Below are 14,178 nucleotides of genomic sequence, written 5' to 3' on the forward strand. Positions count from 1 at the left end.
AGATCAGCGGCGTCGTATTGGTTTATTCAAAGCCCGAACGACATCCAGATTTGCCTCCCCTTGAAATCGAACGAAAATCATCCACTCATCCGTCCGAGAATCAAACGGTTTACCCATCAACCCGCCCAAAGAAAACTTAGAGTCAATAATTAATACCATAGAAATCAATTGACTAAATATCATCGACGTTATGGCATGCCGTTTGCTCTCTCTTACTTCGCAGCCGCAAAGAAGCTGCTCACATGCAGTGAAGCGTCACACGCTCAAGAGCCTAAGCCGGCAACGGCAATACGGAGGATGGTGCATAACAACACCATTCGACCGATAACAAACAAAAGGACATAGACCCGTGACATTACAAATTAATATTGATAACGGTGGAACACTCACCGACATCTGCATACTCACCGATACCGACGTCAAAAAGACCAAGGTACTCACCACTCCCTATGATCTAAGCAACTGTTTTTTCGAAGGCCTGAAAAAAGCCTCCGGCGTGCTTTATGGGGAGCCCGATGTACGGCGGCTGCTTGAGGAAGTAGACCTGATCCGCTACTCCACAACTCAAGGCACTAATGCAATATGCGAGAGAAAGGGCCCTAAGCTCGGGTTGATCACCAGTCTCAACGACAGTGAACTCTCAGAACTGATAAAACAGCATGATGTTGACTTGTACGATGCCTTGGTGGGCCAACGCGTCAGTTTGCTGGACACCTCAACACTGGGCATCGAACATGCGGAGATGGAAATTGTAAAATCCATTAACACTCTCACCGCCGCGGGCGCCAACCGCATCGTCGTCAGTTTTTCTGACAAGAACTTCGAAGCGTTGGAGAATATTTTCCGCAAAGTCGTGCTGCGCAAATACCCCCGCCATCTACTTGGCGCTGTCCCTACGCTCTATGGCAGTGACCTGAGCATGGATGCGGATCCTGTACGCCGCACTTGGACAGCCCTGATTAACTCCTTTCTGCACCCTGCAATGGAGCAGTTTCTGTTCAATGCGGAAAATCGGCTCCGGGGCTTCAACACGAAAAATCCACTGCTGATATTTCGCAACGACGGCGATGCGTCCCGTGTTGCCAAAACTGTCGCCGTGAAAACCTACAGCTCCGGGCCCCGTGGCGGCATGGAGGGTATGAAATCCTTTGCGATCCGTTATGGGATGAGTGACGTTGTTGCTATAGATGTCGGCGGTACCACCACTGACATCGGCCAATGCATAGAGGGAAGCGTGTCCGAAGTGCGGCGAGGTCGGGTTGAAGGTATCAGTGTTTCATTCCCTCTGAGTGAAATCACCAGCGCCGGTGCTGGTGGTAGTTCGATTTTCAAAGTGGTCGATAACAAAATCGTTATCGGCCCTGACAGTGTCGGGGCTGTACCTGGGCCTGCGGCTTTTGGTCGAGGCGGCACGCAAGCAACTATTACCGATGCCAGCTTGCTCTCGGGTTTGTTTGATCCAAAATCCTACTTTGGTGGAGGCATGCAACTGGATCTGGATCGCGCGGCGACCGCTATCTCCATCCATATCGCTTCTCCTCTGGGCCTGGAGCCGGACGCTGCCCTGAGGGAGATGGAGCGCGCATATGAGGCCAAGATTGCCAGTGAGATACTGCGCGTAACCCAAGTCAGCCGGGAAACCGTACTGCTTGCTTTTGGTGGAGCAGGCCCTCTCAATGCTTGTGGCGTGGCCGAGAACGCCGGCATCAATCGTGTAGCAGTTCCTTACATGGCAGCAGTGTTCAGTGCGTTCGGCATCGGCACCTGTGATATCTCCCATCGTTACAGCGTGGTGCTGGACGCTGACCAACGTAGCCACGACCATGTTGAAGACGCATTGGCAGAGCTGAGTCTGAAGGCCGGGCGCGATATGTTCGCTGAAGGCTTTCAAGCCGACGACTACGTCATCAAATCACGCCTTGTTATAACCGATACCAAAGGCCAGGAACTCATTTTCCCACTACAAAGTGAGTCGGGTTATCAATCTGCACTGACTGAGGCTCACATCGCCGAACTTGAAGTCACTGCTGTCAAACAATTGCGTCAAGACGCAAATCAGTCGGTTCGATTCGTTCCTACAACTGCCGCCCTCTCCAGTACGACTCGTAATGTTCTGACTCGCAATAATGGTCGCGTTGATGTTCCGGTTTATCGATTAGCTGATTTGAAAGTCGGCGATTTTGCCCAAGGGCCCGCGATCATCGAAGAGGACTTCTTCACCTGCAAGGTGCTCGACGGTTGGACGTTTGTCATCAGCGACCACCAAGACATCTTACTGAACAGGGAGGCATGAACATGAAAGTATTAATGACCGAATACCTGCGCCTAGACCTGGATGCGGAGCAATGGGAATGTCGGGTTTGCGACCACGTCATCGGTACAGCCCATAAGGGATACAAGGAAGGCATGCTGGTATATGACCGTGATCCACGGGATATCCACCCACCTATCCTGGCACCGGAAAAATATCGATACACGTTCAGCCCCGATCCGGAATGGGTACGCATTCTTGAGTATTACTGTGCCAAATGCGGTACCCAGGTAGAAACCGAGTATGTCCCTCCTGGTCACCCTCCTCTGCATGACATGCAGCCTGATCTGCCTGCCTTGCGCGCACAGTGGGCGAGCCGTCCTGAAGTTCTCGAAGTAAGCGTCGGCCCTGCTGTAATCCAGCGCTCAGACGACCACAAACACTAAGCAATTCACTTCCACTCAATTACAAGAAAAAGGGAAATGATATGAGACGAGTTTCTGTCGATATTGGTGGGACATTCACCGATTGCTTCGTGGTTTGGGATGGCAAATACATCGAAACCAAAGCACTGACCACCCATCACAACCTCGCACTGGGTTTCAATCAAGCACTGGGCAAAGGCTGCAAGACGCTTAACTTGGAATTGGCCGATGTCCTCTCGAGCGTGGATTCGGTTCGCTATGCGACCACCCTGGGCACCAACGCTTTGATCGAACACAAGGGCCCCAAAATCGGCATGCTGGTGACCTGCGGCTATGAGGCAACTGTCCCTCTGAGCCGTGGTCGCGGCTATGGCGAGGGGCTGGACATCCTCGGCCAAACGGACATACCCAACGCCAGTCGACCTGATCCACTGGTGCTACCTAGCATGATTCGAGGCGTTCGCGAGCGGCTGGATTTCGAGGGCAAGCTCGTCATGGCCCTTGATGAAGACAATGTTCGCTTGCAGATCCGCGAACTGGTGAATAGAGGCGCACAGATCATTGTCGTCTCACTACTCAATTCCGTGGTTAACCCGGAACACGAGCAACGTATCGAAGAGATTCTGCAGGAGGAATATCCCTCCCATTTGCTGGGAGCTATCCCAATCATCCTGTCGCACCAGGTATCGGGTCGTAAGGGTGAATACGTACGCTCAGCCTCGGCTATCATCGACGGATATCTTCACTCCACCATGTACCACGCGCTTTCGACGCTGGAGCAAAACCTGCGTACGCACCAATACGAACAGCCGATGTTGGTGATTCATAACTCGGGCGGCATGGCCCAGCTTAACTCCACCGACGCATTGCAAACTATCCACTCTGGCCCGGTATCGGGTATCGCCGCCTCAGAGCATCTGGCCATGCAGGCGGGGCTCGGAAACGTCGTTGCGACTGACATGGGTGGTACGAGCTACGACATCGGTATTGTGGTCGATGGGGGCATCAAGCACTACGACTTCAACCCCGTCATCGACCGCTGGATGGTCTCGGTACCTATGGTGCATCTGGTGACCTTGGGTGCAGGCGGCGGCTCGGTCGCGAGCTTTGACAGCATGTACAGCACCGTTAAATGTGGGCCCGAGTCAGCGGGATCTGACCCTGGCCCTGCCTGCTACGACCGTGGCGGTTTGAAGCCAACGGTGACGGACGCCGACTTGGTACTCGGCTACCTCAGCGCAGAAAATTATGCAGGAGGTTCCATTCCCCTCAATGCGCGACGGGCCGTGACGGCCATCGAAGACACCATCTGCGAAGATTTGGACTGCGATGTGATCGAGGCAGCCTTGCTCATCCGCGAGAAAGTCGACGACAACATGGCTAACGGCCTGTTCACGGAACTGCGTGCTCGAGGCTACGACCCCAAAGACTTCACCATGCTGGCCTATGGGGGCAACGGCCCGTTGCACTGCTGCAGCATTGCGCAGAACCTCAACATTGACAGGATCCTTGCTCCGCCATTCAGCTCGGTGTTCTCAGCCGTAGGTGCGGGCAATATTCACCAGCTACATATCCACGAAAAGTCTCTGTACATGGTGCTGTACGACTCCAACACGCGTCACTTGTTCGACGACTACGACCGATTCAACGATATCGTGGCGGCGCTCAAGGAACGCGGCACTCAAGACCTCTTGCGCCAAGGCATCGAGCGCGAGGACATCCGTCACAACCTGGAACTGGACATGCGCTACGGCAACCAGTTAGTCCAGACAACGGCAGTCATTCCCCAGCACTCGGTGCATGGCCCTGCCGATGTATTGGCCCTCATAGCCCAGTTTTCCACTGACTATGGCAGCCGATTCGGAGAAGGATCACAAGCCCCAGAAGCCGGTATCCGCATTAACACCATCCGAGTGGCTGCTTATGTGCACCATGAGACAGTGCAGTTTGGCAACATCAAGCCAGTGCCATTAGAGCAGCGCAAACAACCACCAGCACCTTCGTCTACTCGCCAATGCTACTTCGCAGGCCACAAGGAGGCCTTTGATACACCGGTCTGGAATCGTTCAGATATTGATCCTGGAGTGCAAATACGTGGGCCGGCGATTGTGGCCTCTGAAGTCACCACCTTCCTGGTTAACCCTGGATGGAACTTCGTCGCGGCACTGCAGAACGCCTCTTGGTTTCTTCGCGATCAATCCACCCATTGATCAATTGAATTTAAAAAACTCGAGAAAGGATCCAGACATGAACGATATTTCGATCAAAACACCCGGCCAGGCTCCCAGTCCAGAAGATGCTGCGCTGATCAAGAAATTCCTTGAGGACACGACGCTATTCCTCGCCCCGGATCCGGAGATCATGAACAACCATGACTTGATGGAGCGTTCGGAACAAGAAGACATCAGCATCCACAAACAAAATGACACCCACACAATCGCGAAGATTCGTGACCGCCTGCAATCGGGTTGTGACGAAGGCTATGAGATGGTCGAACAGATGGGTGCCGCCCCGGGTGCAAAATGGGGCGATGTCATCACCGGCGTCTACTCAGCATCGGGGGATCTAGCAATCGCCAGTGCTGGCGGCGTGCTGCTGTTTTCAGCCTTGGTGCACCATCCGATTAAGTTCATCATCAAGAACTGGATCAACGAACCTACTGTGGGTGTCCGCGACGGCGATGGCTTCATTCACAATGACTCACGCTATGGCAACGTACACAACACCGACCAGAGCATGATCCTTCCGATTTTCCACGAAGGAAAACTGGTTTGCTGGGTAGCCGCCACGGTTCATGAAGGCGAAAACGGTGCGATCGAACCCGGGGGGATGCCGTCTATGGCAGAAAGCCCTAGCGATGAAGGGCTGAAAATGAGCCCGTTCAAGGTAGTGGAAAACTACCAGATCAAACGCGACTTGCTGACATTCCTGCAAAACTCGGTACGCGAGCCCAAGCTCCAGTACGAGGACATGAAAGTCAAACTCTATGGCTGCCTGCGCATTAAGCAGCGAATTGAGGATGTCCTCAAAACCGATGGCCCGGATGCCCTGATTGCCACCCTGCGCTTGACCATGGAAAACGTGCGCACCGAGGTCAAACGTCGTATCAGCGAATGGCCTGACATGACCGTGCGCACGTTCATCGTTCAAGACTCCACGCTGCGTGAAAACTGCATCGCCAAAATCAATTGCCAACTGACCAAAAAGGGCGACAGGCTTATCTTCGACTTCCGTGGCTCTGCACCGGAATTTACCAACCGCCCTACTAACACCGTCCTCGCCGGACTTAAGGGCATGCTCTCGCAGTTGGTAATGTGCTACATCTGGCCCGATCTACCCCGCGGGCAAGCGGCCTTTGCGCCTATCGAAGTGATCACAGACCCCTTCTCCATCCTTAACTCGTCTTACAACGCACCCAACTCGCAGAGTTTGATGTCCATATTCACCGGATTCACCGCCGGCCAACACGCCGTCGCCAAATTCCTCTATAGCTGCCCGGAAAAATACACCAAAGTCCATGCGCCCAGCTTCAATATGATCAACACCTTCATTTGGGGCGGTGTCAGCCAGCATGGAGAAACGCTTGGCAACCTGTGTGCTGACCTCAACGGCATGGGCGGTGGTGCACGCGTGGACATGGATGGCGAACCGGGCTTGCAGCCAATCTTCGCCACCATGGCGGATGTCGGCGAGCAAGAACTGAACGAAGAGGACGTACCGTTCCTGCAACTGGTCTCCAAGAAAATGACCCGCGACGCTATCGCCCCGGGCAAATTTCGTGGCGGCCAGGGCTACACCATGATTGTGGCGACCAAAGATAGTGAAGAATGGGGCTTCATGACCACGGCTCAAGGTGCCAAGGTTCCCCCGCTCCAAGGCCTGTTTGGGGGATATGCCTGTGGCACTTATCCGCTGTCCAAGGTCAAGGGCGTGGATGTCTACGATGTGCTGCTCAATGAACCGGAAAAATTCAAGCACTCCATCGAGGAGATCATGAACGATCAGTCATTTGATGGAGCCACTTACACCACCCATCACATGGGCATGGGTTTTGAGATTTCCAATCGCGGTGAGCTGTTCATGATTTCTCAAGGGGCCGGTGCGGGTTACGGCGACTTGCTGGAACGCGATCCGGCTTTGGTCGTTAAAGACCTAGAAGAAGAGCTGATCTCACATGGTGTGGCTGAGCGTTTGTACAAGGTCAAAATTGCTCCAGACACCCTCATTATCGACCATCAGGCGACTCGGACGCTGCGCGACAACGAACGCAAAGACCGGCTCTCCCGTGGCATCCCTTACGCGGAGTTCATCAAGTCCTGGAACAAACCGAAGCCGCCTGCTCATCTTCCATTCTTCGGTTGCTGGGGTGACGACACCGAAACACTCTACATGGGCACTCCGGACAAAACCCGCCATGCCAACGAGCCCATGCCTAACTACATGCGTCATCCAAAAGATGTACGTATCGAAGAACTGGAAAACCGGCTTGCAGCAGCAGGAGCATTAATGGATGAAAAAAGATGAGTACGCCATTTGCCGAGCATTTGCCTCTACCGGCAGGCAACGGAGCCATACGTATATGGCTTAAATCCTCAGCCTATACCCGGCGTCTGTTGCAAGGTAGCGCAGACGCCGATGTCTGGACTAGCTCGGCGAGTTTTCTCGCCTGGTTTTCACAGGCCCACGGTTTGCTTAAAACGGATGTCGCAGTTTTGGAAGTAGGCGAGCTGTTCGATTCATGGATAGCCCGTAATGGTGGATTAGAAAGCCGCCTTCCCAAGCGGCGCCGTCCGACGACAGCGTTGCGTGCCTTGTTAAGTGAGGAGGAGCCCAAGGCATTGCTCGCTGAAGTCATCGGTGCGGTGGACTCTCAGTTGCGGGGGCGGGTGCCACTGGTGATTGCCATGCCTTCACCACGGCATTGGTTGCGCCATGCCAATTGGTTGGCCGACCAACCTGACGAAACACCGGATGCTGACATCGTAGAGGATGCCAGCATGTATCTGGCCGATCTGCTGCGGGCAGTGTCCACCACCCCTGTAAGCGGAGTGTTATTGGAGGAAGCTGCGGGTGATTCTGCCTTCAGCGCCGCCGACCTGCAGCGCTACAGTTCTGTCGTCAACGTGGTGCGGCACTATGGTTGGTCGCTTGGTCTGCGCTTGCCTCCAGGTACCTCGGTACCTGATAGCGGGCTGGATGAGTTCGACACCGTGATTACAGAGGCAAGAGCCAACACTGGATCGTTGTCCCGGGGTAGGGATATCAGCGCCGAGTTCACTCACAGCGTTCCCAATCCTCTGACCGACGGCGAGTTTTACTTTGCATCAGTTAATCCCGGGCTTCATCCCGAGACTGTATTGGAAACCTTGGAGTTACTGCGCAGACGCGCCTGAGTAGGTTGATGCAACGTTAAGTGGTGCTCTCCCCGAACCCGGCAGTTTAGGGTTCGTGGAGACGCCCATCTATAACAAAAAAATCAAACTCATGGAGACTCATCCAATCATGAAGACCTCGACGCCTGAACTTTCTCACGCCACCGACGCCCTCAAAAAAGCCGCAGTAGACCGTATTCCTGTCACTGTCCTGACGGGCTTCCTCGGTTCGGGCAAGACCACACTGTTGAACCACTGGGCCAGCCAGCCCGGCATGTCGGGCGTGGCACTTTTGGTCAATGAGTTTGGTGATGTCGGTATTGATCATCACTTGGTTGACCATATCAATGATCAGATTGTGCTGCTGGATTCAGGCTGTCTGTGCTGTCGCACCCGAGGAGATTTGGTTGGTGCACTCAAGTCTTTGTCCGAGAGAAGTGCCCGCCAATACATTGCACCTATCACCCGCGTCATTATCGAAACCACCGGCCTGGCAGACCCAGTGCCGGTTATTTATACCTTGATGGAGGATGCTTTTGTCAGCGCCCGTTACCTGTGCGATGGCGTTCTCACGACGGTTTCCGCAACCCATGGACAGGAGCAGCTTCAAGACTACTCTGAAACCACGCGACAAATCGTAGCCGCGGATCGTCTCTTGATAACCAAGTGCGACCTGGCGGGAACCCAGGCCGTGGAGCAATTGCAAGCCAGCCTTTCACAACTCAATGCCCATGCTGCACAAACGCTTGTGCGCAGAGGCCAGGCTCCCCTCGATCTATTGGCCGGCAATGGCCTGTATGGGCACGCGCACCGGCAGAAAATAAGCCTCCCGACCTGGATGGCGAGCACTCAGTTCACGCAGGGAGCAGAGGTGAGTCTGAGACAAGTCAGCAACGATGGCAAAGCCGTTACAGAGCAAAACGACAGAAGCATTTGGCGCTCCAGCACATACAATTCCAGTGTGCATCACACCAGTGAAACCCAAAGTTTTGTCGTTCGCTTTACCCAGGAAGTCCCCTGGTTCGGATTCTCACTCGTGATGGGGCACATACTGCGCAAATACCGTAAACACCTGCTGCGAGTTAAGGGCTTGATGTTAGCAGCTGATGACTCCAGACCACTGGTCGTGCAATGTGTACAAGACATCGCTTATCCGCTCGTAAGATTGCCCGCTTGGCCTACAGAAGGTGAATTCGCAGATGGGTATAGCCGGCTGGTGTTTATTACCCGTGGTTTACAAAAGGATCAAATCGAGTCTCTTTGCGACGATTTATCCAATTTACCAGGAGATCGATCAGCATTACGGAAAAGCTCGGCAGACTTAACCATTCCGACACGCTGTTGGTTTTCCCAAAGAGTTCCTCTCATGGACAACCGAAAGCTGCAGCATAGTGGTTGGTTCATCCAATCAGCTCAACTGAAGTAATCTCTGCCTCACGTTAGAGCACGTTCTTTGCCCTAATCAAACCCACTTAAGCTGCTGGAGAAATCGAGTGAATTAATGAGAGCAGCACCGGGTATCGACTTCAACCCTATGGGGTCAATGAGCGTGCAAGGTTTAGTTAATCCGGGGCAATTCACACCACCAGTTTTATCGGCAGCAAGAGCATCTTTGACTTCACTGGGCGACGAAGCGTGGCTTGGCTGCAGGCGGTCGACAGCTATATAGCGCGGATCACCATATAACTGCTGCAGATGTTGTTGTCAGGTTTGCTCTTGACGCTCAGATCATTGCCACGTGGTGCCCATCCCCATTAGAGAAATAAAGACTACTCGAGATAATAGACACGGCAAAGCCAACAATCTTTAAGGTAGGCAGGCTGCGCAAAGTGGAGGCTTGGCTAAGCTATCAGTCACGTCACTACTGCACTATGGAAAGCGACCGTCGGGAGCAAGCTAAACGAAGGCAAAGGATGCGCGTGTAAAATCTGAGTCACGGTTCATCTCGCTTCTGATTCTATTCGCAGTCCTTTGGGCCGTGGGGGAAAAGACACGCCTCCAACTCCGGCCCCGCTTAGCCAACAGACCACCCGGAGTATGTTAGTTTCTGCTCCGTTACCAGCAACCCAGCCAGCACAGACCCTACCAGTCAATCAGTTCGTAAACGCGGATAGGTTGAATCTGCGTGACAAGCTGGGTTGCAGGGTAATCTCCAACGTGAGACGCGGCGAGAAGGTACAGGTATGCGAAAAGAAGAATGATTGGGCTCGCATCAGCTTGGATGGCTAGCCAGATAAATGGTTATCGTTCAAAAGCGTGTGCGACGCGGCGAACTGCGACGCCGCTTCTAAAGCGTGACCAGTCCGTACAGCGCGACATGCGCTCAGAAAATTCCTAGGGTAGCTCAAAGTTACGGATCATCTTGCCCTGCTCTTCTGGAAACGTCTGTATAGGCCCCAGGGGTCGTAGGTACTACATCACTTCTGGAGGAAACAAAGGCTAAAGCGTCCAATTCACTTGTTGCGGCTGCGATCCTGGCTGCCGTCCTTGACCGATAACGACGTCAATAGCTGGGTTCGGCAAACTTCCAGTATTTCATCTGCAAGAGGAGAGTCATCCGGACATGCCCGCGACAACATGACAGCTCCTATTGCATGCGCTAGCAGGTCAATCGCTTTCGCTCGAGCATCCTGCTTCGGCACATCCAGACCCTCTAGGTACTTTTCCTCGAGCGCAGCCAGCGTGCTCTCTATACCCGTGGCAAAGGTTGCCTTCAAGTCATCTGACTGACGCGCAGCGTCACCACAAAGTGCCGCCATCGTACAACCCTCGCCTCGACCGTCTCGATGATCCCTAGATACGTACATGTTTACGAAACCCGCCACATCGAGGTCGGAGGTACGGGCGAGCGATTGCGAAAGGCTATTTTCAGCAGCTTCAGCCATCAGATCAGCCTTGGAACCGAAGTGCTTGTAAAAGCCGCCTTGAGTAAAGCCAGCAGTGGCCATCAGCTCCGCCACACCGACACCATCGTATCCACGCTCACGAAACAGTTCTGAAGCTGTGTCCACAATGTGAGCCCGGTTGGCGAGTGATTGCGTTTTGGTGATCTTCATTGCGCCCCCCTTAGCCTAACTAATGTTGGCCTTACTATACTCTGATGTCGACCATAATCAAAACTGTTGACACCTTTGATTATGGTCGACATCATAAAAGCCCCTGCAGCGTATCTTTGCCGCGAGGGAGCAGATGGCCGTCATTGATCAACGAGCATGGAATCTATATGAACGACAAGACCTTGTTTGAGCCCTACACACTTGGCTCACTCACACTCTCCAACAGAGTCGTGATGGCACCGCTCACGAGAAACCGCGCAGGATCGGGTTTCGTCCCAAGTGAACTTGCTGCGATCTATTACGGCCAGAGGGCCTCTGCCGGCCTCCTGATTTCCGAGGCCACTCAAATCTCGCAGCAAGGTCAGGGGTATCAGGACACGCCAGGGATTTACACGCAGGAGCAGATAGAAGGATGGCGCGCAGTCACACAAGCCGTTCACGCGAAAGGCGGGCACATCTTCATGCAGCTTTGGCACGTAGGGCGCGTTTCCCACGTTGACCTTCAGCCCAATGGCTCCGCGCCAGTGGCGCCCTCTTCCCTGGGAGCCGCGACGAAGGTTTTCGTCAACAACAGCTTCGAGGACGCCTCCGAACCCCGAGCCCTTGATGCCAGCGAACTGCCAGGGATCGTGAATGACTTTCGGGTTGCAGCGGCAAATGCGATTGCAGCTGGTTTTGATGGCGTAGAGATCCATGGTGCAAACGGTTATTTGCTGGATCAATTCCTCAAAGACGGCTCCAACGTGCGCACAGATGCCTATGGTGGATCCATTGAAAACCGTGCTCGCTTGCTGCTCGAAGTCGCTGCCGCTGTGGTAGAAGAAATTGGTGCCGACAGAACAGGTATTCGTCTTTCTCCAGTGTCACCAGCCAACGGTATTTCAAGCAGTGACCCGCAACCACAATTTGACTACGTCGTTGACCAGCTCGATGACTTGGGCCTGGTTTACATCCACGTGGTAGAGGGTGCAACTGGCGGGCCGCGCGACGTCGCGCCTTTTGATTTTGGCTCCCTGCGCCATCGCTTCAAAAAAACCTACATCGCCAACAACGGCTATGACCTGAATCTCGCGACCTCCCAACTCAACGATGACAAAGCGGATTTGATCGCCTTCGGTCGTCCGTTCATTGGCAACCCTGATCTGGTAGAGCGGCTCAAGACCGACGCTAAGTTGTCCGCATTCGACCCCGCGACTATCTACGGCGGCGGTGCGACTGGCTACATCGACTACCCGACACTTGCCGAGTCCAGTTCCAAGCAAGGCTGAGCAGTAATCGCGACTGAATCGTTAACCGACATCAATTAAAGAGCATCCTATTATGAGCATCCCTGGAACCGTTTTGATTACCGGCGCCTCCACCGGAATCGGTGCAACCTACGCGGAGCGTTTCGCAGGACGCGGGCACAACCTGGTGCTGGTCGCCCGTGACAAACACCGCTTGGACGCTTTGGCTTCCCGTCTGCGCGCGCAACACGGTGTTACCGTTGACGTGATCCAGGCTGACCTGACTCAAACTTCCGATTTGACGACTGTCGAAACTCGCCTTCGCGACGACGCCAGTATCAGCATTCTTGTGAACAACGCGGGCGCCGCTCTATCCGGTAGCTTCACTGAGCAATCCACTGACAGCGTTGCCAACCTAGTCGCACTCAACACGACTGCGCTAGTACGACTCACCAGCGCCATAGCCCCTCGCCTGTCACAAGCTGGCAGTGGAGCGATTGTCAATATTGGCTCGGTCGTAGGACTGGCACCGGAATATGGAATGTCGGTCTACGGCGCAACCAAGGCGTTTGTGCTTTTTCTCTCACAAGGCTTGAGCCTCGAACTCTCCCCCAAAGGCGTGTATATCCAGGCCGTACTGCCAGCCGCGACCCGTACCGAAATCTGGGAGCGCGGAGGCTACGACATCAATGCCATTAGCGAAATAATGGAAGTCGGAGACCTAGTTGATGCCGCGATGGTTGGTTTTGATCGCCGAGAACCAGTGACCATACCACCTGTACAAGACGAGGCCCACTGGGATGTTCTACAGACTGCCCGCCAGGGTTTGTTGGCAGATATCCGCCAAGCCGAAGTTGCCAAGCGCTATAAAAAATAAGGCGTGACCGTGATGCAGCAAACGCTCACACAGTGCCCTAAAGGCAGAGCGTTAGCTGCACATTGTTCTTTTCTCACCAACGGACACGGTGCGCAAATGACCGCTCAATCCACAAATAATCATCCTGGGCCGCAGGGGCTGTTCGTCCAATCCGCCAACCTGTGGGTCAATGTAGAAGGAACAACATTTGCCTACCGGGACTTGGGCCCGAGAGACGGATCGCCGCTCGTTCTATTGAACCATTGGGGCGCCGTCCTGGATAACTTCGATCCTCGAATCGTTGACGGTCTAGCTAAGAAGCATCGGGTCATTGCCATTGACTATCGCGGAATCGGCGGCTCTGGTGGAACCGCACCTTTAACTGTTAGCGAAATGGCAAACGACGCGATTGCGGTTATACGCACTCTGGGATTCCAGAAAGTCGATCTATTGGGTTTCTCACTCGGTGGATTTGTAGCGCAAGACATCGCGCTAAAAGCGCCTGAGATTGTGCGAAAACTCATTTTGACCGGAACCGGGCCTGCTGGTGGCCAGGGCATCGACAAAGTGTGGTCTGTGGCTTGGCCGTTAATGCTGAAGGGCCTAGTGACAATGCGCGATCCAAAGTTTTACCTTTTTTTCACCCCATCGGCTAACGGTCAGAGTGCGGCGCGCGCTTTTCTAAAACGGCTGACGGAGAGAAAAAAAGAACGCGATAAAGGCCCCACCCCATCAGCGTTCATGCGACAACTGAGGGCAATAACTGCTTGGGGTCGCCAGGCGCCTCAAGATCTCAGTCGCATACAGGTTCCAACTCTTATTGCCAACGGCGACAGCGACATCATGGTGCCCACTGTCAACTCGACTGAGCTGGCAAGCCGCATCCCCAACGCTCAACTGATCATTTATGAAGACGCCGGACATGGAGGAATTTTCCAGCATCACGCTGACTTCGTTCCCATGGCGATGACATTCCTGAGCACTTGAAAGCC

At 53.9% G+C, this 14,178-nt stretch carries 10 protein-coding genes; 9 read left to right on the forward strand and 1 reads right to left on the reverse strand.

Going from position 1 to position 14,178, the window contains the following annotated elements:
- Positions 1–349 precede the first annotated feature (349 nt).
- From CRN80_RS00665 to CRN80_RS00690, 6 genes are all read left to right on the forward strand, one after another.
- A complete protein-coding gene (locus CRN80_RS00665) occupies positions 350–2,293 on the forward strand; it encodes a hydantoinase/oxoprolinase family protein (RefSeq protein WP_098949324.1) in 1,944 nt (647 codons plus the stop codon).
- A gap of 2 nt (positions 2,294–2,295) precedes the next feature.
- The gene (locus tag CRN80_RS00670) at positions 2,296–2,697 is read left to right on the forward strand and encodes an acetone carboxylase subunit gamma (RefSeq protein ID WP_178081011.1); all 402 of its coding nucleotides are present in this window, start codon (positions 2,296–2,298) and stop codon (positions 2,695–2,697) included.
- A 41-nt stretch (positions 2,698–2,738) separates the two neighbouring features.
- A complete protein-coding gene (locus CRN80_RS00675) occupies positions 2,739–4,886 on the forward strand; it encodes a hydantoinase/oxoprolinase family protein (RefSeq protein WP_098949325.1) in 2,148 nt (715 codons plus the stop codon).
- A 37-nt stretch (positions 4,887–4,923) separates the two neighbouring features.
- Complete coding sequence (locus tag CRN80_RS00680) at positions 4,924–7,200, forward strand: hydantoinase B/oxoprolinase family protein (RefSeq protein WP_098949326.1); 2,277 nt, start codon at positions 4,924–4,926, stop codon at positions 7,198–7,200.
- The gene (locus CRN80_RS00685; protein ID WP_098949327.1) at positions 7,197–8,069 is read left to right on the forward strand and encodes a hypothetical protein; all 873 of its coding nucleotides are present in this window, start codon (positions 7,197–7,199) and stop codon (positions 8,067–8,069) included. The genes CRN80_RS00680 and CRN80_RS00685 overlap by 4 nt, the downstream gene beginning before the upstream one ends.
- A gap of 109 nt (positions 8,070–8,178) precedes the next feature.
- Positions 8,179–9,474: a GTP-binding protein gene (locus tag CRN80_RS00690; RefSeq protein WP_098949328.1), complete on the forward strand. Its 1,296-nt coding sequence runs from the start codon at positions 8,179–8,181 to the stop codon at positions 9,472–9,474.
- 1,027 nt (positions 9,475–10,501) lie between these two features.
- Here the strand turns inward: CRN80_RS00690 and CRN80_RS00695 are convergent.
- Positions 10,502–11,104: a TetR/AcrR family transcriptional regulator gene (locus tag CRN80_RS00695; RefSeq protein WP_098949329.1), complete on the reverse strand. Its 603-nt coding sequence runs from the start codon at positions 11,102–11,104 to the stop codon at positions 10,502–10,504.
- 167 nt (positions 11,105–11,271) lie between these two features.
- On the opposite strand from CRN80_RS00695, the gene CRN80_RS00700 reads away from it, so the two are divergent.
- From CRN80_RS00700 to CRN80_RS00710, 3 genes are all read left to right on the forward strand, one after another.
- Positions 11,272–12,372, forward strand: coding sequence for an alkene reductase (locus CRN80_RS00700; protein ID WP_098949330.1), 1,101 nt, complete (start codon positions 11,272–11,274; stop codon positions 12,370–12,372).
- Positions 12,373–12,424: 52 nt separating this feature from the next.
- Positions 12,425–13,207, forward strand: coding sequence for an SDR family oxidoreductase (locus tag CRN80_RS00705; RefSeq protein WP_098949331.1), 783 nt, complete (start codon positions 12,425–12,427; stop codon positions 13,205–13,207).
- Positions 13,208–13,303: 96 nt separating this feature from the next.
- A complete protein-coding gene (locus tag CRN80_RS00710) occupies positions 13,304–14,173 on the forward strand; it encodes an alpha/beta fold hydrolase (RefSeq protein WP_098952554.1) in 870 nt (289 codons plus the stop codon).
- Positions 14,174–14,178: the final 5 nt, after the last annotated feature.

Source organism: Pseudomonas sp. FDAARGOS_380, from assembly GCF_002591235.1.
GTDB lineage: Bacteria > Pseudomonadota > Gammaproteobacteria > Pseudomonadales > Pseudomonadaceae > Aquipseudomonas > Aquipseudomonas salmasensis.